Here is a 20,294-nt window from a genome sequence, read left to right as displayed (position 1 = left end):
TATTGGTTATTAGATTCATTACGACAATTTAAAAGCCTGACGTAAGGGATGCGCCAGCGATAAAAATTGTTGTTCTCTCGTCTGCTGCCAGCGCACTTCATACCACATTAACATCATATAAATAACCCACGGCTTCCATCGCTTAATTTGTTGCTGCAATAATTGGATATCTGAATATCCTGATGCCTGGGTACAATAATAATCTAAAAAAAATTTTTGCTGCACCTCATCCCATTGATTTCCTTTGAATAGCACAGCCAATGAAAAGCCAATATCGACATCCGCAGCATACTCCCAATCAATCAATTTTAACCCCTCTTCAGTCATTAATAGATTATCGGGGTGAACATCCATATGAGCCGGAGCCATCTTTAATGCGGTGGGTAATCGGGTTGCCATAAAAAATTTGTGCAGGCGTAACCAGCGAGGAGATAAGCGTCTTCTGTCAATTTGCTGCCACTGGAATGCAATTTGTTTTTTTAATTGAAGGGGATAGCCCAGTGGAGAGTGGCTATGAAGAATAGCAAGTGTTTGAGCCAATGATTGCTGTAAAGCTGGCTGACTCAATGTGCCAGGTTTTATTTTTGTCCCAGTGAACCACTCAAGTAACAGCCAGGTTCCGTGCATAGCCACTACTTTAGGCGCGATACCAGTGGAAGATAATCGCCGCAAAATCTGATTTTCTCGTTGACGATCGACGCCGAGCATTTCACTCTGTGGTGTTTGTACGCGTCCAACCATCTCACGCACTTCATTTGTATTGGCAATATAGTAACTTCCCTGTGTCAAACCCGTTAATGGCCTAATTTCCCAAGAGTCTGCGGAAATATCAGGCCATAACTGATTCAGTACCCTGAGCAAGGCATCGTCGTTAGTTAAAACATTACCGTTAGTTAACGTCACCACGACCTGACCAAAGTATTTCGCCAGTTTTAACCAGCATTAACTGCATCTCCAGCGCACGCTGACCCTGATTATTGGAGACAACAGAATAGAGAACATAATCGGCGTTTAAATAACGTGCTAATCCAATAGACTTACTGCGCAACCCCAGGCTATCTTCCGATGATAACCCCAGCGCCTGTCTGGCTAAATGGATTTGGGATTTCGGTACAACCTGAAAAACTTGTTTAGTACTGATTACATTTGTGAGCACATCAGTAGCTTTCAGGGTTCGCAATGAACCATTAGTGTTGTTTTTGACAGAATCAACAAGCAGTAATTTTCCCGTTTCCACACCATTAGCATTCATCATCTGATCAACTAACGGCTGAACAACACTATCCCAATTAATAGATTGAATTTTAGGCGGCTGGGGCACTTTTTCTGATGGCCCTACCGACGGCTCCGGTTTTTTCTTTGGCTCCACCGGTGTAACAGGAGCAGGCTGCTGTGTTTCTGGGGCAACACAACTCGCCAGCAACATTGCTGATAGCATAACAAAGAGAATTCTTTTCATTAATCTACTCCAGTTACATCACTACTTTATACCGATATTTATCAATTAAGTTATTTTGCTAATAGCGGTCCCAATGGACGACCACCCACTAAATGCATGTGGATATGGAAAACTTCCTGCCCAGAATGGCGATTACAGTTCATGATCAAGCGATAGCCATCTTCTGCAATGCCTTCCTCTTTTGCTATTTTTGCAGCGACGGTAAACAGACGTCCCAACGTAAGCTCATGATCAGCAGTAACATCATTAATCGTTGGGATCAGTACATTAGGTATGATCAAAACGTGGGTTGGCGCCTGAGGGGAAATATCACGGAATGCAGTCACCAAATCGTCCTGATAAATAATATCAGAAGGAATTTCTCGACGGATGATTTTACTAAAAATAGTTTCTTCTGCCATTTTACTTCTCCTGTTTGTTGTGAGGCCTAAAAACACCGTGTGACATGACTAACTTAGTTTTCTTTAATACTGATATGAAACAGTTCACAAAAATTTCTGGTCGTCACCGCCGCCAATTCTTCAATACTGACACCTTTCAATACTGCCATGTATTCAGCAACATCACGTACAAAAGCTGGCTGGTTTTGTTTGCCTCGATGGGGAACCGGTGCCAGATAAGGTGAATCAGTTTCTACCAGAATGCGATCGAGTGGCACAAATCTTGCCGCCTCACGGATTTGCTCGGCATTACGGAAGGTAACAATACCAGAAAAAGAGATATAAAAACCCAAATCCAGCAAAGCCCTTGCCGTTTCTTTATCCTCCGTGAAACAGTGCAGCACGCCACCACAATCTTGTACTCTTTCTTCCCGCAAAACCATCAATGTATCGTCTTTTGCTTCACGGGTATGCACAATCACTGGCTTATTTAATTCACGGCCAATACGAATATGTTCACGGAATGAAGTTCTCTGGAGTTCAGCATTTTCTTGCTGATAATAATAATCCAGGCCAGTTTCCCCCATTGCGACAACTTTTTCATCCGTAGCCAGTCGGGCAAGCTCTTCGAAATCGTAACCTTCATCCAAATTCAATGGATGGATGCCACAGGAATACGCTACGTTTTCCCGTTGACCAATTAATTCTTTCATTTGCCGGAAACCAGGCAACGTTGTTGCCACCGCCAGCATATATTTCACATCCCGCTCGGCCGCTTTCGCCACAACATCATCTACACTTTGGTGCAGCGTTTCATAATCAAGGCAATCGAGATGACAATGCGAATCAACTAAAAACATAATATACTCGTATCTAACTAAGTTACTGTGCAGGGCAAAATTGCCTTTCCCAATTGAGTAATTGTTCCGTTAGCAACAATTCCCGATTAACTCCCATCACAGATAATAATTGATGGCGACAACGTACCCAATCATCAACTGTATTTAATAATGTCTCTACATTTTGACCAGAAGCCAGATAATGAATCAAAGCCTGCTGATCTTGGTTAATACAGTAATTCGGCGCCTGCTGTCGCCATTTCACTGCATCGGATAATAGGCTGATCAACCAATGCAAAGATTGCTGCACATCATCACGATTTAGCAATGGTAAAAGTGACAGGGTATCACATTTATGCAATGCCTGTTCAATCGCTTGGCAAAGCGAATTCCTCTGCTGCCATTTTTCAGTCTGGAGTAGTTGCTCCGCTGCCAATGGTGCTCCTTGAGAAAGTCTTAATGCTGTTTGTGCATCCAAAGGGGATATCGCTGGAAGTTGCTTTTGTAGCCAATAAAGCCCCTGCGAGGGTTCAGGAGCCGGAATAAAATAGTAAAAACAGCGGCTGCGTAATGTTGCCAGCAAGTTTATAGGGCTTTGACATTGCAACAAAAAGTATGTGTTTTTCGGCGGCTCTTCCAACGTTTTCAATAGAGCGTTAGAAGCAGCATCCGTCAGGGACTCTGCGGATGTGATCCAGGCAATTTTAGCTCCCCCTTGCTGAGAATATTCATAGAGCTTCTCACTGAGCTGACGTACTGCATCAATCCCAATGACATTTTTTCCCTTCTCAGGAGCAAGAACATGCCAGTCAGAATGCGTTTCCGCTAACATCAAATGACAGCCGTGACATTTGCCACAGCTTTTAATGCCCTGCTTATTCTGACACATTAGCCAGCGACTCAAACCATACAATAGTGCATCAGCCCCCATTCCCGCATGAGCATGAAACAAAATAGCATGATGCCCACGCCCTTGTTGATGGAGTTCAACTAACTGACGGTATGCATGATTAAGCCACGGATACCAATTTCTGCCTGAATTTTCTGTGCTTTTAATCAATGTTCTTTAACCGATGTTCTTTAACCAAGCAAGTAAGGTATGGCGAATATCTTCCTGCACTTTTTCCAGTGGTTGGGTTGCATCAATCTTTTTGATACTGTCATCTTTCGCCATCAGTTCGAGATACCTTGTACGGGTACGATAGAAGAAGTCTAACGATTCCTTTTCAATCCGATCCAATTCCCCTCGCTCAAGAGCACGTTGTAAGCCCACTTCTGGAGGTACATCAAGATAGAGAGTTAAATCTGGAGAGAAATCACCCAATGCAGCCTGGCGTAGTGACGCCATCAAGTGCTGATCAATACCTCGGCCACCTCCCTGATAAGCTTGGGAAGAGAGGTCATGACGATCACCAATGATCCAAGTTCCCTCTGCCAAAGCTGGCTTAATAACATTCTCTACCAATTGGACTCTGGCAGCATATAACATTAATAGTTCTGCTTTATCTGTCAGTGGTTCTCCTTCAACGCCTTGCTTTATCAGCTCACGTAATTTTTCTGCCAGCGGTGTTCCGCCTGGTTCACGGGTAAGAGCTAAATCAGTAATACCCTGCTGTTTCAAGGTTTCAACCACTGTTTGGATTGCCGTTGTTTTTCCAGCACCCTCAAGCCCTTCAATTACAATAAATTTGCTACTCATTTATCCTGCTTTAACCTTTGGCGATAAAGACTTACTGCCTTATTATGTGCTACCAGATTGGTGGTGAATGTGTGCCCACCATCGCCATTCGCAACAAAATATAAATATTCTGTGACAGCAGGATGTGCTGCCGCTTTAATGGAAGCCAAACCAGGCATGGCGATAGGTGTTGGTGGCAACCCATCAATCATATAAGTATTGTATGGTGTAAATGTGTTGAGATTGCTGCGAAAAATCGTCCCCGTATATTTCTCCCCTAATCCATAAATCACTGTTGGATCAGTTTGCAATCTCATCTTTAACCGTAGACGATTTACGAATACTGAGGCAACTTTGGTTCGTTCAGATTCAACTGCCGTCTCTTTTTCAATGATAGAGGCCATGATCAACATGTCATAGGCGCTTTTATACGGCAGGTTCTTTTCCCTGTTTTCCCACTCCTGCTCCACTAGCGTTTTCATTTTGTTATGGGCTCGTTTAAGCAGTTCCACGTCACTTGTTCCTGCTGTATACAGATAAGTATCAGGGTAAAACCAGCCTTCCAGTGATTCGGCCTCTTTCATGCCCAAAGCATCAAATAGCTCTTTCGGTGTCTTATTTTCTGTTTCATGCGTTAAATATGGCGCATTCCGCAATATTTTTGACCAATCAGAAAGACGACTGCCTTCAACAAAGCGAATGGTAAACTGAGCTTCTTTACCACTGGCAAACAGTTGCAAAACAGCCCTTAAGGACATGCCTTTTTGCAAACGGTAAGTGCCGGCTTTAAACTTCACTAACTCTGGCTTAAATCGAAATAACCACGGCAATAATTGATTATCTTTAATCAATTTATGCTGCGTCAGTAAGGTTTCCAGTCCAGCACGTCCAGTCCCCGCCGGCACAGTAAATATCAGCTCTTGGCTAAGATTAATCTCTTGATCAGCAAAGTTCTCTATTTTCTTCATAAAAGAAAAAAACACGATCACAGCAATCGCAATAAACAAACCTGGCAGAATGAAAATGCGCTTTTTTAGTTTCATTCGGTAATCACTTTTATTGGTGCTTCTGAATACTAACTAAAGTTTTAGACATTCAGGTAATAAATATTCATATAACTCTCTTGATTGGTATTTCCACTCAGGTTGATTTTTATGCGCTTGAATTCGGTTTACTGGCACCACAGGCATTAAGGAATTACAGATAATCACTTCGTCTGCATAAGCCAAAGCTTCAGGATAGCGCATAACACATGATAAGTTATAATCACTTTTCGCCAACAATTCGATTATCTTTTGTCGCATGATCCCTTCCACCCCGCACTGACTGAGGTCAGGCGTATAAACATTTTTTCCTTTTCGCCAGAAGATATTGGCAGTAGCACATTCAACTAATAAACCATCACTATCAAGTACCAGAGCTTCATCTGCTCCAGATTGTTCAATGAACCGTTTGATTAAAACCTGCTCCAAACGATTTAAATGCTTAATACCCGCCAGATAGGGATTAATTCCCATTGGAATGGGACTAAGGGTCAATGACACACCAGTTTGACGCTGAGTAATATATCGTTCAGGATATGAACTCAAAGACAAGATCTGCGTAGGCCCAACCGTATCAGCAAAACCATAGCCACGGCTTCCCGAACCTCTGGAAAGAATGATTTTTAAAACACCAGACCCACATGCTTTCACTACCTGTTTAATATGGTTCTCAAGTTGGAACCAATCCAGCGCTGGCATAAAGAGTTTTTCAACACCTTTCTGCAACCGTTTTATGTGCAAAGGTAGCAAAGCTGGTAGCCCTTGCTCAACCCTTATTGTGGTAAAACAGCCGTCACCAAACTGTACCGCACGATCATTAACAGGTATATGATCGCACTGATTACCATTAATCCAATACGTCATGTTAACTTCTTATTTTTGATAAAAAAGCCCCAACAAATGTTGGGGCTTTTCATAAACACAAAGTGATTTTAGATCTTGCGGAAAATCAATGACCCATTGGTGCCACCGAAACCAAAAGAGTTACACAATGCGTATTCCATTCCTTCAACGTTGCGCGCTTTACCTGGAACTAAATCCAGACGACAATTCTCATCCTGATCCTCCAGGTTAATGGTTGGAGGAATAATCTGTTCACGCAGAGAAAGAATAGTGAAAATAGATTCAATTGCCCCTGCTGCACCTAACAAATGGCCTGTCATCGATTTGGTTGAACTCACCAATACTTTAGTGCCTTCACCAAAAACAGCTTCCACTGCACGTGCTTCAGCAATATCACCAACTTGTGTTGAAGTACCATGAGCATTGATGTAACCCACTTGCTCTGGTGAAATCCCCGCATCTTTCAGGGCATTTTGCATCGCTAAAGCAGCGCCTGCGCCATCTTCAGGAGGTGATGTCATGTGGTAAGCGTCACTGCTCATGCCAAAGCCAACAACTTCAGCATAGATTTTTGCACCACGTTTTTTCGCATGCTCATACTCTTCAAGCACGACAATACCTGCACCATCACCCAGAACAAAGCCATCACGATCTTTATCCCAAGGACGACTTGCACCTTGAGGATCATCATTACGGGTTGACAATGCGCGTGCAGCACCAAATCCAGCAACACCAAACTCAGTACTCGCTTTTTCTGCACCACCTGCCAGCATGATATCAGCATCATTATAGGCAATAATGCGAGCAGCATGGCCTATATTATGTACGCCAGAAGTACAGGCAGTTGCAATGGAGATGCTCGGACCACGAAGGCCATAAAGGATGCTCAAATGGCCTGCCACCATATTGATGATGGTTGAAGGTACAAAGAATGGGCTGACCTTACGAGGCCCTGCCGATAGCAGTGTACTGTGATTTTCTTCGATCAGACCCAATCCACCAATACCAGAACCAATAGCAGCACCAAAGCGGCTAGCATTGGCTTCTGTTACTTCGATTCCTGCATCTTCCATGGCTTGTTTGCCCGCAGCAATACCATACTGAATGAAGAGATCCATCTTCCGTGCTTCTTTGCGCGAAATATTGAAATCTTCATGATTAAAATTCTTCACTAAACCTGCAAACTTAGTTGCATGGTTAGAGGTATCAAAATGTTCGATAAGGCCGATACCACTCTGTCCGGCACAAACAGCATTCCAAGAAGACTCTACTGTATTGCCGACAGGAGATAACATGCCTAGTCCGGTCACGACTACTCGACGCTTAGACACGGTTATCCTCCAGGGAGGGAAAAAATTTGGGACGAAAAACATAGGCGGTCGAATGACCGCCTAGGTATGTGTGCTTATTTACCTGCGTTTTCAACGTAGTCAATAGCAGCTTGAACTGTAGTGATTTTTTCAGCTTCTTCGTCTGGGATCTCGATATCGAACTCTTCTTCCAGAGCCATTACCAGTTCAACTGTGTCAAGAGAATCAGCGCCCAAGTCATCAACAAATGAAGCTGTGTTCACAACTTCTTCCTCTTTAACACCCAGTTGTTCAACGATGATTTTCTTAACGCGTTCGTCGATAGTGCTCATACTATTAAATTTCCTATCAAAACTCGCTTCTGCGATGGTTTTCGTAGTTTATAAAATACAGGAAAAGATGCAACCAAATCCCGGCTGGTCGAACCACAATCTGCTTTTTTTGTATAAAAAATACATCAAAAACAGTGGGTTCGCTCATTTTTAGATCATGTACATGCCACCATTGACATGTAATGTTTCACCCGTGATGTAAGCGGCCTCGTCAGAAGCAAGAAACGCTACAGCACTGGCAATTTCCTTTGCATCACCAAGACGATTAGCAGGTATTCCAGCAGCAATGCCTGCACGTTGTTCGTCTGTCAACGCTTTGGTCATATCAGTTTCGATAAAACCAGGTGCAACCACGTTAACAGTGATGCCACGGGAAGCGACTTCACGAGCCAATGATTTACTAAAACCAATAACCCCTGCTTTCGCTGCCGCGTAATTCGCCTGTCCCGCATTTCCCATTGTTCCAACAACAGAGCCAATGGAAATAATACGTCCATAACGTTTTTTCATCATAGAGCGCATTACTGCTTTTGACAGACGAAAAATCGAAGAAAGATTAGTGTTAACAATATCTTGCCACTCATCATCTTTCATGCGCATCAACAAGTTATCACGAGTGATGCCTGCATTATTAACTAAAATGTCTATTTCACCAAATTCAGCACGAATATTCGATAGTGCATTTTCAATGGATTCTGAATCTGTGACATTTAGTACAAAACCTTTGCCTTTATCACCAAGGAAAGCACTAATTGCTTCAGCTCCCTTCTCACTGGTTGCGGTGCCAATAACACATGCACCACGTTCAACCAATAATTCTGCAATCGCGCGACCTATGCCACGGCTCGCACCAGTGACCAGTGCAATTTTTCCATCAAAGCTCATGTTTTCCTCAGTCATTTATTCAGAGCAACTGTGAGTGATGATACATCATTTACTGCTACAGCACTTAAAGTATCAACAATACGTTTCGTTAGCCCAGTAAGTACCTTACCTGGCCCGATTTCTACTAATTGTTCGATTCCCTGCTCAGCAATATATTCAACGGATTCTGTCCAGCGCACTGGATTATACAACTGACGAACCAAAGCGTCCCGAATAGCATCAGCAGATTCTTCTACTTTTACATCAACGTTATTCACGACAGGGAATTGTGGCTGGTTAAACTCAACGTCTTGCAGTGCAGCCGCTAATTGTTCGGCTGCGGGTTTCATCAGTGCGCAGTGCGAAGGCACACTAACGGATAACGGCAATGCTCGTTTTGCACCTGCGGCCTTACATGCGGCTCCCGCTCGTTCTACTGCCTCTTTTTCACCTGCGATAACCACCTGTCCAGGTGAATTATAATTAACCGGCGAAACAATCTGACCTTGCGCTGACTCTGCACAGGCCTTTGCAATGGTTCCATTATCTAAACCGATAATGGCATACATTGCCCCTTGCCCTTCTGGTACAGCTTCCTGCATCAGCTTCCCACGCAACTCAACAAGTTTAATGGCTTGCTGAAACTCAAGCACACCAGCGCAAACCAGCGCAGAGTATTCGCCAAGGCTATGACCTGCCATCATGGAAGGCGCCTTACCACCTTTCTCCTGCCATACACGCCAAATCGCCACTGAAGCGGCCAGCAATGCAGGCTGAGTTTTCCAGGTTTTATTCAGTTCTTCCGCAGATCCTTGCTGAGTTAATGCCCATAAATCATATCCCAAAACCGCAGAAGCCTCTGCGAACGTCCGTTCAACCAGTGGAAATTCTGCGGCTAAATCTGCCAACATACCCAGAGATTGAGAACCTTGGCCGGGAAACACCATTGCAAAATCAGACATGTTTATTTTCCTGTTAAATTAAAAACGTACCAGCGCCGAGCCCCAGGTAAAGCCACCGCCAAATGCTTCAAGTAAAATAAGTTGACCGCGTTGGATCCTTCCATCACGTACCGCTTCATCGAATGCTGTTGGAACTGATGCTGCCGAGGTGTTGCCATGACGATCCAACGTCACAACCACCTTATCCATTGTCATATCTAATTTCTTGGCAGTCGCCGCAATGATACGCAAATTCGCCTGATGAGGAACTAGCCAATCAAGCTCCGAATGAGGCAAATGATTGGCTTTTAATGTTTCATCAACAATATTCGCTAATTCACGAACAGCAACTTTAAAGACTTCATTGCCAGCCATCGTCACATATTCTGGTGTATCACACTTCACTCTGCTTTGATGAGGTAATGATAGCAATTCACCATAACGACCATCAGCATGAAGATGAGTGGATAGGATGCCAGCTTCCTCTGAAGCACCAACTACCATCGCCCCTGCTGCATCGCCGAAAAGAATCACTGTGCTACGATCTTTAGGGTCTACGACTCTTGAAATAATATCAGAACCAATCACCAGTGCATGTTTAGCAGCACCCGTTTTAATAAATTTATCTACAACGCTCAATGCATAAGTGAAGCCGGCACATGCCGCCGCAACGTCAAAAGCCGCAACGCCTTGAATGCCCAACAACTGCTGAATTTGGCAAGCTGCACTTGGAAAAGCGTGAGTTGAGCTTGTTGTGGCAACAACGATTAAGTCAATTTGTGCTTTATCGATGCCTGCCATTTCAATGGCCTTCTCTGCTGCTTTGAAACCCAAAGTTGCAACGTTTTCATCTTCGGCCGCAATACGGCGTTCACGAATACCCGTCCGAGTGACAATCCACTCGTCAGACGTATCTACCATTTTTTCTAAATCTGCGTTAGTACGCACCTGCGCAGGCAAATAACTGCCCGTACCTAAGATCTTTGTATACATTTGTGTTTATTCACTCTTGGGTAATATTGCATCCAGCCGGGCAGCAATTCTGTCTGGAACCTGCTTCTCTGTAGCTTGAATGGCTTGATCAATAGCCGCTTTGAAAGCATGTTCATTGGCAGCACCGTGACTTTTTATGACGATACCACGTAATCCTAATAACGTTGCCCCGTTATACTGGTCAGGGTTTAGATGGCCAAACCGTTTAGTTACCTGTCTTAATAACCATTTTTTAACTATCTTCATCTTGAACAGTTTCATTAGCCAAGATGATTTTTTCTGCTGACCATCCGGTGATTTTACCAGAGACAGGATCACTCTGATCGCACCTTCCATCGTCTTCAGCGTAACATTACCTGCGAAGCCGTCACATACGAGTACGTCCGTTTTTCCCGTCAGTAACTCATTTCCTTCCACATATCCGATGTAATTAATCATTGGGATATTACGCAAGGTTATAGCGGCTTCGCGGATATTATCCAGCCCTTTGGATTCCTCTTCCCCGATATTGAGTAACGCTACACGTGGATTCTCTACGCCAGCAACATACTCTGCCATTACGGCACCCATAATCGCAAACTGAACCAACATACTACTATTACAATTAATATTAGCGCCCAAATCTAATACAACTGTCTTCTGTTGTTTTAGATTAGGTATCACTGTCATCAATGCAGGCCGTTCAATTCCTTCGATGGATTTCAGCATCAATTTAGCCAATCCCATTAAAGCTCCGGTATTTCCCGCACTGACACAAGCCTGTGCTTTGCCTGACTTAACTAAGTCTAGTGCTATACGCATTGAAGTACCGCGACTGGAACGGATGGCCTGAGACGGCCTTGCATCGTTGGAAACGACATGTTCCGCCGGAACAATTTGTAAACGGCTAAGCAGCTCGGCATTTTGATTTGCAAGCAAAGGAGAGATGGTTTCGGGATTGCCGACCAACAATAACTTCAGTTGCGGATTAGATGCCAGTGCCTGCAATGCAGCAGGCACTGTAACGTGAGGACCAAAATCCCCACCCATTGCATCTAACGCTAAGGTTAGATTAGCCAAGATATCAACTTGCTAATGGTTAGCTGAAATTACTTGTTGATTACCTTGCGGCCACGGTAGTAGCCATCAGCAGTCACGTGATGACGCAGGTGAGTTTCACCAGAAGTTTTGTCTACAGAGACAAGTGTTGCAGTCAGCGCGTCATGAGAACGACGCATACCACGCTTGGAACGAGTTGGTTTATTCTGTTGTACGGCCATTGACCTTACTCCTTAAGTACTTTTCTTTAAACTGGCTAATGCGGCAAACGGGTTTGGTTTTTCTGCTTCAGGAGGCAGTGTACCAAACACCATATCCGCGTCGGACACTTCACAGTGTTCAGAATCATGTACCGGAACCACCGGCAGAGATAGAATTATTTCATCTTCAATCATTGCCAGCAAATCTATTTCGCCAAATTCGTTAACGTTTATTGGCTCATACTCTTCCGGTAATGCCTCAGCCTGTTCATCATTGACGACCGGGCTAAAACAATACGTTGTGTGAACATGATGACTGAAATTACTGCCACAACGCTGACAGGCAAGCGTAACATCCACTGCGGAATGCCCTTTTACAACTGCCAGACGCTGATTATCAATTTCAAATGATAATGAGCTATCTACATCACCATCCACACTGACCACGGATTCTGTAAGACGAGAAACTTGCCCAGCAGAATAACTACCATGGTAATCCAATCTTTTCTGGGCTGCTCGAAGTGCATCGATGGTCAGGGGTAATTTTACCTTTTGCATAAGGCGCGCATATTATCTTTGTAATGAGACATAGTCAAAGAAAAAGGCCACACATCTGCGCCTTTCCGTCAAATATTCGCTTATTAAGCGACGTATAGTTTAAAATGCCTACAAATATTTCTCTACGTATTTTATGGAAAAAAAGATGCTTCCGATTGTTTTATCGTCAACTTCCGAATATCGCCGCCTATTACTAGAAAAATTGGGATTACCCTTTACCTGTGCTTCTCCCAATATTGATGAAAGTCCGTTGGAAAACGAAAGCCCAAAACAATTGGTTATGCGGCTGTCATATGCCAAAGCTCACGCATTACAGCAAGAGTATTCTAACCATCTAATTGTAGCGTCAGATCAAGTTTGTGTTTTAGATAACAAGATTACTGGCAAGCCACATAATTTTGAGAATGCTTTCTTACAATTGAAAAACGCCAGTGGAAAGTGTGTCACTTTTTATACTGGCATTACCTTATTCAATAGCAAAACAGAAATGGTTGATACTCGTTGTGAACTATTCTATGTCTATTTCAGAGAGTTGGCAGAAACAGAAATTATTTATTATCTGAACAAAGAAAAGCCCTTCAATTGCGCTGGTAGTTTTAAAAGCGAAGGCTTAGGAATTACATTATTCGAAAAACTTGACGGCAAAGATCCAAATACACTTATCGGCTTACCACTAATCACTTTAACAGAGATGCTTATCCGTCAGGGGATAAACCCACTGACGGTGTGTTCTCAATGATTATTATGCCGCAATACTCTTAAACATTTCAGCAACCTATCGTCCATGGGGGCTTCGAAACGTAGTGTTTCCTCCGTGGATGGATGGGTAAACCTTAATGCGCTGGCATGCAAGAACAATCGGTTAAGCCCTGTTTCTGCAAGCTGGGCATCAAATGTTCTGTCACCATAACGATCATCAAACGCAATGGGATGACCAGCATGTAAAGTGTGCACACGGATCTGATGGGTTCGCCCCGTCACTGGACTCGCTCGCACCAATGTCGCAATCGCATACCGTTCTTCAACTTTAAAACGTGTTTCAGATGGTTTGCCTTCTTTACTGACTTTGACCACCCTTTCCCCACTTTGCAGGGTGTTTTTCAATAAAGGGGCTTCTACTACTTTACAATGGGATTGCCATTGCCCACGCACTAGCGCCAAATACTCTTTTTGCATCTGTTTCAAGCGTAATTGTTCATGCAATGCGCGTAATGCAGAACGTTTTTTCGCAATCAACAAAATACCCGATGTATCGCGGTCAAGCCGATGTACCAGTTCAAGAAAGCGTGCTTCAGGACGCAAAGCCCGTAACCCTTCTATTACACCAAAACTCAGACCACTGCCCCCATGTACTGCGGTTCCTGAAGGTTTGTTTATGACTAAGATATGGTCATCTTCATACAAAATACACTCCGCCAGAGCCGCAACCTTATCCAGCTTAACAGAAATAGATGTTTCTTGTTTTTCTGCAACTCTAATCGGCGGTATCCTGATGACATCACCTGCTGTCAATTTATATTCAGGCTTGATTCTTCCTTTGTTAACTCGAACTTCACCTTTACGCAAGATCCGATAGATCAGGCTTTTAGGTACACCTTTTAAACGGGTCAGTAAAAAGTTGTCAATTCGCTGACCGGCATATTCGTCATCAATCGTGACAAACTGTACAATTTGATTATCTGTTTTCATGGGCAAGATTCTAATAATCCAACCAACAGAGCGCCACTCATTTTTAACTATGTCTAAATAACATCCATTTTTCCTATTTCATTGTTTCAAGTGACTTAGGATAAAGACTAAATATTAACAACTTATCACTATTTCCTAATAAAAAAACCGTAAAGCGATAAAGTCACCTTGCTATCACCCCAATAGCAATGGAATAATGCTTTCTGGCCACGGTTTACTAAACTATGAATGGCAAGATTGAAATTGTTTGTTATCTGTTTGATCGAACAAAAACGCAGCAATGGCATAAGACGTAATGTTCTATCAAATAATTTATGGGCTGCGGGTGGCAGCTTACTGGATTGGGCAAAATCTGTACCTTTTATTACAGCGTCCCAATAAAGAGTACTGTATTCAAATGAAATTCGGACTCGCCGACAAATAGGCGCCTCTATACAGACGACAGCCGTGAGGCTGGCGGTTTTGTAAAAGACACGAGGTCATCGGTAACTAGTAGCTCACCTCTTTTTTACTCGCAGCTCTATATTAATGTAAAAAATAATGAGTAAGTTTGAATGAAAAGAATGTTAATCAACGCAACCCAGCAGGAAGAGTTGCGTGTTGCCCTTGTTGATGGGCAGCGTCTTTATGATTTGGATATTGAAAGCCCTGGACACGAGCAGAAAAAGGCAAATATATATAAAGGTAAAATTACTCGAATTGAACCTAGCCTGGAAGCTGCTTTCGTTGATTACGGAGCGGAACGCCATGGTTTCCTCCCCATAAAAGAAATTGCTCGCGAATATTTCCCAAGTAATTATCACTCTCATGGTCGCCCCAACATTAAGGATATCCTTAAAGAAGGCCAAGAAGTCATCGTTCAGGTTGATAAAGAAGAGCGAGGCAACAAAGGTGCAGCTTTAACAACCTTTATTAGTTTAGCTGGCAGCTATTTAGTCCTGATGCCAAATAACCCAAGGGCAGGCGGAATTTCTCGCCGCATTGAGGGTGATGATCGCATCGAATTAAAAGAAGCGCTTTCTTCTCTGGAAGTTCCAGAAGGCATGGGGCTTATCGTACGTACTGCTGGCGTCGGCAAATCTGCCGAATCTTTGCAGGGCGATTTGAACTTTCGCCTGAGACATTGGGAAGCCATCAAAAAAGCCGCAGACAACCATCCAGCGCCCTTCCTGATCCATCAGGAAAGCAATGTTATCGTGCGTGCATTCCGTGATTATCTGCGCCCAGATATAGGGGAAATCTTGATAGATAACCCTAAAATCCTTGATTTGGCACGCCAGCACATCACTGCACTGGGTCGCCCAGATTTTGCCAGCAAAATCAAACTGTATAGTGGTGAAGTTCCCCTGTTTAGCCATTATCAAATAGAATCGCAAATCGAATCAGCCTTCCAGCGTGAAGTTCGGTTGCCTTCCGGCGGCTCTGTGGTCATTGATACTACGGAAGCTTTAACTGCTATTGATATCAACTCATCCCGTTCAACTCGTGGCGGTGATATCGAAGAAACGGCATTTAATACCAATCTGGAAGCGGCTGATGAAATTGCACGCCAGTTGCGTCTGCGTGACCTCGGTGGTCTTATTGTTATCGATTTCATTGACATGACTCCAGTGCGCCATCAACGTGAAGTTGAAAACCGGCTGCGTGATGCTGTGAGGCAAGATCGTGCCCGTATTCAAATCGGCCGAATTTCCCGCTTTGGCTTACTTGAGATGTCGCGCCAACGTTTAAGCCCATCTCTGGGGGAATCCAGCCACCATGTCTGCCCACGTTGTAGCGGCACCGGAACTATTCGTGATAACGAATCGCTGTCCCTGTCAATTCTGCGTTTAATTGAAGAAGAAGCGCTGAAAGAGAACACACATCAGGTTCATGCTATTGTTCCTGTACAAATCGCGTCCTACTTACTGAATGAAAAACGTCAGGCAGTCAGCGCCATTGAGCATCGTCAAGGTGGTGTTGGCGTTGTCATTGTCCCAAATGATCAAATGCAAACTCCGCATTTCTCTGTCTTACGTGTACGTAAAGGCGAAGAAATTTCGGCTTTGAGCTATCTGCTTCCACAATTACATGAAGCGGAAATGGCAAATATTCAGGACGATCCTCAACATGAACGCAAACGTCCAGAGCAGCCGGCCATTTCAACTTTTGATCTGCCCGCAGAAACAGCACCGGCAGCAGCAAAAGTAAAAACAAAAGAGAAAAAAGTCGTCACCAATAACCAAAAACAGGCAGAAAAACCAGGTTTGCTCAGCAGATTCTTGAGTGCCCTGAAAAAAATGTTCAGTGGTGAAGAAGAAAAGCAAACCCAAGACATAGGCAAAAAATCGGCCGGCAATGATAATCGTCGTTCACCAGAACGTCGTAACTCACGCCGTCAGAATCAGCGTCGTGAAAATGAAACACGGAATAACCGTGAACGAGATGAGCAACGCAAGAGCCGTAATACTCAGCAGAAAAATAATGTTCAGGATAGTACTGCGCCGGATAACGAGGCTCGTGAAGCACAGCAGCAGCAACGCCGTGAACAACGTGCTGAACGTCAACGTCGTCGTCAAGAAGAAAAACGCCAGCAGCAACTGGAATCTAAGTCTCGGCAGGTAATCAATCAACCTGACATTGTCGAAGAGGAAGTTGAAGAACGCCAGCCAGTCATGCCTCGCCGTCAACGCCGCCAGCTTGAGCAAAAGGTACGCATTACTGACGAATTGAAACAAGAAGCTAACATTGTAGCCCTACCTGCTACAGTGCCTGAGTCTGTATCAGAAAACGTTCATAAAGAGACAAAAGCGTCTGTACCAGCCGTTATTGATACTCATGCAACTAGCCAACCTGAAACGCTACAAAATGCAAATTCCCAGAACTCTGCATCACAAGCCGCAGTTTCACAACCTGTGAATTTACAAAACAATGAACAGCAAGATAACACGATGCCTCGTCGTTCCCGCCGTTCCCCACGCCACTTGCGTGTCAGCGGTCAACGTCGCCGGCGCTACCGTGATGAACGCAATCTGACTCAATCGCCAGTACCATTGAACATGGCTGTCGTATCGCCAGAATTGGCATCGGGCAAAGTATGGGTTCGTTATCCTGTGACTCCTGTGACAATGACTGTACCTGAAATCCCTGCTTCTGTTGATGTAATTAGCGAACCGGTTGAAAAGAAAACAATACCTGTACAACAGGAAAAAGTTATTCTGATACCATCAGTCACAGAATCAGCGCCAGCTACAATAGTGCCTCACGTCGAAATAACAGAACTGCAAGAAATAGCAGAACTGAAAGTAGCAGAGCCACAAGACAACATCACTCACTATGACAATGTGAAATCTGCTGTTGATAGCGTTTCTATCGTGACACCAGTAGAGCCGGAAGTAGAAAACGCTAAGGTTTCGGAACCAGCTAGTGTAGAAGCAATCATCAATCATGATGAAAAACATTGGCCAGAAATTTTAAGGAATGGAGAATCACATATTCTAGTATCACATGATCCTGAAAAAATATGTCACACAGAGGCTCCCATCGTTATGACGTCGCTTGTTGAACAGGAACACCATGAAGAACAGCCATCGGTCGCAACGGAAACATGTGCTAAGGCAGAGGAAGTTAAAATGGAAGAGAAAAAAGTTGCTGAGTCTTCGATTATCGTGGCAAAAAATCATCATGCTTATTCCCCAATGACGAAGGCTCCAGCACCAGATATGATGGGCAAGCCTGTGATTATCACTGAATGGCAGCGCCCTGCTTACCCATTCAAAGGCAAAGGCGGTGCAGGCGGACATTCTGCAACAAGTATTGCAACTTCTGCTATGTCTAAACCACAGCCAGTCGAATAATTGGATACTGTGATTTGAATCAAATGGCTCCCAATTCAGGGGAGCCATTTTTTGTATATACAAAAACAACCACGCCATTAGGCGTGGTTAATACTTTTAAAGAACAAAACTTACTTAACTCCACCATCCATTGCCTTAAGTTTTTTGGATAACTCACGGCGCTCTTTAGACAGCTCGGCATTTTTGATGATATATTCATCAACACGTTCTTCATAATCACTGCGCATATGAGCAATAATTCCTTGAATATCTTCAATCGACATTCCTGGTTTTATGTAGTCACTCAGGTTATCAAGCAAAAGTACACGTTTTTGGTTATCTCGGATCTTTTTCTCATTGTCTACAATTTCGCGCTGTAATTTGTTTTTGCGGCGAAATATACGCACAAATTCCAGTACATTTTGGAATGTTGGTTTATTTGTGTTGTCCATTTTTTACACCTTTTTAATCAGACCGATAATTTCTTATGCTAAGCTAACTACACAATACAATTTCAAGTGGCGCATAGACAAGTCAGTTTCAACAATTTATTGATACAAACTACCTTTCAGATACATTTCTTGATCAAATTTCTTTTCCCATATACCTGGTGAACACAATAACTGTCACTGCCACGGTGGGTTTGAGTTTGGATAGCCATACGAACTGTTTCGCTCGAATCTTATTATGGTTTACCATGTATAACACATAATTTAACGTCATCGAGAATGAGCGTTTTTGGTGTACAGCCTAACGAAAAGTTAGATAAATATAATACCAATGGAAATAATAATTCATTGATTAGTAGTAATTAAATTGGCGATAGCGGAGAATACACAACCTTGAATACCAATAAAGAAAACCAAAGTTTCTACTTTCATGATTATGAAACTTTTGGTAAACATCCGGCCTTAGATCGCCCAGCACAATTTGCAGGAGTTCGTACTGATAGTGATTTCAATATCATTGAAGAACCTTTAGTAGTGTATTGCGCTCCTGCTGATGATTATCTTCCCGATCCTGAAGCTGTCATGATCACAGGAATTACCCCCCAGTTGGCCTTGAAAAAAGGCGTTAATGAGGCCGAATTCGCCCGACAAATCCACGAAGTATTCAGCAAACCCAATACATGTATTCTTGGGTATAACAACATTCGTTTTGATGACGAAGTCAGTCGTAATATCTTCTATCGTAACTTTTACGATCCTTACGCCTATAGCTGGCAAAAAGGCAACTCCCGCTGGGATTTGCTCGACGTATTACGCGCCTGCTATGCATTGCGTCCAGAAGGCATTGTCTGGCCAGACAATGAACAGGGATTGCCTAGCTTCAAATTAGAACATCTGACAAAAGCAAATGGAATTGAGCATACTCATGCTCACGATGCGATGTCCGATGTTTATGCCACTATCGCAATGGCAAAGCTGGTGAAAAAAGCTCAACCTAAATTGTTTGATTACTTTTTCCAGTTAAGAAATAAACAAAAAGTCAGCCACCAAATTGATATCCCACAAATGAAACCTCTGGTTCATGTGTCTGGCATGTTTGGGGTTCTGCGCAGCAATATTAGTCTTGTTGCCCCCTTAGCATGGCATCCGAGTAACCGTAATGCGGTTATTATGTGCGATTTGGCTGGCGATATCACTCCACTGTTAGAACTCAGCGTCAATGAATTACGCGAACGCTTGTATACCCGACGGGATGAATTACAGCCAGAGCAAAGCCCAGTACCAATTAAACTCGTACACATTAATAAATGCCCAATCATTGCGCCAGAAAATACCTTGCGTCCAAAAGATGCAGAGCGAGTAGGATTAGATCGCAACCGATGTGCACAAAATCTGGCTATCCTGCGTAATAATCCGCAAATCAGGGAGAAAATTGTTGAACTGTTCTCCCATTCAGAAGCGTTTCCAGAATCTGATAATGTCGATACTAAACTATACAGCGATTTTTTCAGCGATGCCGATAAAACTGCAATGGAAATCATCAGAGAAACGTCTCCCCAGAACTTGCCTGCTTTGGATTTAACCTTTCAGGACACACGTATTAAGCCACTGTTATTTCGCTATCGTGCGAGGAATTATCCAGCAACATTGGATTATGACGAACAACAACGTTGGTTACGCCATCGGCAGGATACATTAACACAGGAAAACATCAGCCAATACCTTGCAGCTATTGAAGAACTTTTTATTGAATATCAGTCTGATGAAGAAAAATGCCGTCAGTTAAAAGCATTGGTTGATTATGCAATCCAAATAGCCGGATAAGGCTTTTATATACGTTCTCTGCCTAATAAAATAAAAAAG

The 20,294-nt window shown here is 43.4% G+C and carries 21 protein-coding genes; 3 read left to right on the top strand and 18 right to left on the bottom strand.

What is annotated here, in order from left to right; genetic code table 11:
• Positions 1 to 18 precede the first annotated feature (18 nt).
• From Xish_RS14740 to yceD, 16 genes are all read right to left on the bottom strand, one after another.
• A complete protein-coding gene (locus Xish_RS14740) occupies positions 19 to 903 on the bottom strand; it encodes a phosphotransferase (RefSeq protein WP_099118475.1) in 885 nt (294 codons plus the stop codon).
• Positions 890 to 1,459, bottom strand: coding sequence for a penicillin-binding protein activator LpoB (lpoB, locus tag Xish_RS14735; RefSeq protein ID WP_099118474.1), 570 nt, complete (start codon positions 1,457 to 1,459; stop codon positions 890 to 892). Before lpoB ends, Xish_RS14740 begins: the two co-directional genes overlap by 14 nt.
• A gap of 50 nt (positions 1,460 to 1,509) precedes the next feature.
• A complete protein-coding gene (hinT, locus tag Xish_RS14730) occupies positions 1,510 to 1,860 on the bottom strand; it encodes a purine nucleoside phosphoramidase (RefSeq protein ID WP_099118473.1) in 351 nt (116 codons plus the stop codon).
• Positions 1,861 to 1,913: 53 nt separating this feature from the next.
• Positions 1,914 to 2,699: a metal-dependent hydrolase gene (locus Xish_RS14725; RefSeq protein WP_099118472.1), complete on the bottom strand. Its 786-nt coding sequence runs from the start codon at positions 2,697 to 2,699 to the stop codon at positions 1,914 to 1,916.
• A gap of 22 nt (positions 2,700 to 2,721) precedes the next feature.
• Positions 2,722 to 3,738, bottom strand: coding sequence for a DNA polymerase III subunit delta' (gene holB, locus Xish_RS14720; RefSeq protein WP_244186061.1), 1,017 nt, complete (start codon positions 3,736 to 3,738; stop codon positions 2,722 to 2,724).
• 6 nt (positions 3,739 to 3,744) lie between these two features.
• On the bottom strand, positions 3,745 to 4,377 hold the full coding sequence (gene tmk, locus Xish_RS14715) for a dTMP kinase (protein WP_099118471.1): 633 nt from the start codon (positions 4,375 to 4,377) through the stop codon (positions 3,745 to 3,747).
• Positions 4,374 to 5,399 carry an endolytic transglycosylase MltG gene (gene mltG / locus Xish_RS14710; protein ID WP_099118470.1) on the bottom strand — a complete coding sequence of 342 codons (1,026 nt, stop codon included), beginning with the start codon at positions 5,397 to 5,399 and terminating at the stop codon, positions 4,374 to 4,376. Before mltG ends, tmk begins: the two co-directional genes overlap by 4 nt.
• A gap of 36 nt (positions 5,400 to 5,435) precedes the next feature.
• Entirely contained in the window at positions 5,436 to 6,263 is an 828-nt protein-coding gene (gene pabC / locus Xish_RS14705) for an aminodeoxychorismate lyase (RefSeq protein WP_099118469.1), read from the bottom strand.
• A gap of 68 nt (positions 6,264 to 6,331) precedes the next feature.
• Positions 6,332 to 7,573 carry a beta-ketoacyl-ACP synthase II gene (fabF, locus tag Xish_RS14700; RefSeq protein WP_099118468.1) on the bottom strand — a complete coding sequence of 414 codons (1,242 nt, stop codon included), beginning with the start codon at positions 7,571 to 7,573 and terminating at the stop codon, positions 6,332 to 6,334.
• 74 nt (positions 7,574 to 7,647) lie between these two features.
• On the bottom strand, positions 7,648 to 7,884 hold the full coding sequence (gene acpP, locus Xish_RS14695; RefSeq protein ID WP_012989255.1) for an acyl carrier protein: 237 nt from the start codon (positions 7,882 to 7,884) through the stop codon (positions 7,648 to 7,650).
• Between the two features lie 150 nt (positions 7,885 to 8,034).
• Complete coding sequence (fabG, locus tag Xish_RS14690; protein ID WP_099118467.1) at positions 8,035 to 8,769, bottom strand: 3-oxoacyl-ACP reductase FabG; 735 nt, start codon at positions 8,767 to 8,769, stop codon at positions 8,035 to 8,037.
• 11 nt (positions 8,770 to 8,780) lie between these two features.
• The gene (fabD, locus tag Xish_RS14685; protein WP_099118466.1) at positions 8,781 to 9,710 is read right to left on the bottom strand and encodes an ACP S-malonyltransferase; all 930 of its coding nucleotides are present in this window, start codon (positions 9,708 to 9,710) and stop codon (positions 8,781 to 8,783) included.
• A gap of 18 nt (positions 9,711 to 9,728) precedes the next feature.
• Positions 9,729 to 10,682, bottom strand: a complete 954-nt coding sequence (locus Xish_RS14680) for a beta-ketoacyl-ACP synthase III (protein WP_099118465.1) — start codon at positions 10,680 to 10,682, stop codon at positions 9,729 to 9,731.
• Between the two features lie 6 nt (positions 10,683 to 10,688).
• A complete protein-coding gene (gene plsX, locus Xish_RS14675) occupies positions 10,689 to 11,741 on the bottom strand; it encodes a phosphate acyltransferase PlsX (RefSeq protein WP_099118464.1) in 1,053 nt (350 codons plus the stop codon).
• A gap of 29 nt (positions 11,742 to 11,770) precedes the next feature.
• A complete protein-coding gene (gene rpmF, locus Xish_RS14670) occupies positions 11,771 to 11,941 on the bottom strand; it encodes a 50S ribosomal protein L32 (RefSeq protein ID WP_004253223.1) in 171 nt (56 codons plus the stop codon).
• A gap of 12 nt (positions 11,942 to 11,953) precedes the next feature.
• Positions 11,954 to 12,478, bottom strand: a complete 525-nt coding sequence (gene yceD / locus Xish_RS14665) for a 23S rRNA accumulation protein YceD (RefSeq protein ID WP_099118463.1) — start codon at positions 12,476 to 12,478, stop codon at positions 11,954 to 11,956.
• Between the two features lie 145 nt (positions 12,479 to 12,623).
• Here yceD and Xish_RS14660 point away from each other — a divergent pair, with 145 nt between their 5' ends.
• On the top strand, positions 12,624 to 13,217 hold the full coding sequence (locus Xish_RS14660) for a Maf family protein (protein ID WP_099118462.1): 594 nt from the start codon (positions 12,624 to 12,626) through the stop codon (positions 13,215 to 13,217).
• Here Xish_RS14660 and rluC read toward each other — a convergent pair.
• Complete coding sequence (rluC, locus tag Xish_RS14655) at positions 13,211 to 14,167, bottom strand: 23S rRNA pseudouridine(955/2504/2580) synthase RluC (RefSeq protein WP_099118461.1); 957 nt, start codon at positions 14,165 to 14,167, stop codon at positions 13,211 to 13,213. The two genes, Xish_RS14660 and rluC, sit on opposite strands and share 7 nt — an antisense overlap.
• A gap of 554 nt (positions 14,168 to 14,721) precedes the next feature.
• Between rluC and rne the strand changes: the two genes are divergently transcribed.
• Positions 14,722 to 18,003, top strand: coding sequence for a ribonuclease E (gene rne / locus Xish_RS14650; RefSeq protein ID WP_099118460.1), 3,282 nt, complete (start codon positions 14,722 to 14,724; stop codon positions 18,001 to 18,003).
• 110 nt (positions 18,004 to 18,113) lie between these two features.
• Here rne and tmaR read toward each other — a convergent pair whose 3' ends face one another.
• Positions 18,114 to 18,434 (bottom strand): PTS system regulator TmaR, encoded by a 321-nt coding sequence (gene tmaR / locus Xish_RS14645; protein ID WP_074018717.1) that lies wholly within the window; start codon positions 18,432 to 18,434, stop codon positions 18,114 to 18,116.
• A 390-nt stretch (positions 18,435 to 18,824) separates the two neighbouring features.
• Here tmaR and sbcB point away from each other — a divergent pair, with 390 nt between their 5' ends.
• Complete coding sequence (gene sbcB / locus Xish_RS14640) at positions 18,825 to 20,255, top strand: exodeoxyribonuclease I (RefSeq protein WP_099118459.1); 1,431 nt, start codon at positions 18,825 to 18,827, stop codon at positions 20,253 to 20,255.
• Positions 20,256 to 20,294 lie beyond the last annotated feature (39 nt).

Source organism: Xenorhabdus ishibashii, assembly GCF_002632755.1.
Lineage (GTDB): Bacteria > Pseudomonadota > Gammaproteobacteria > Enterobacterales > Enterobacteriaceae > Xenorhabdus > Xenorhabdus ishibashii.
This window is presented reverse-complemented; position numbering and strand designations above follow the sequence as displayed.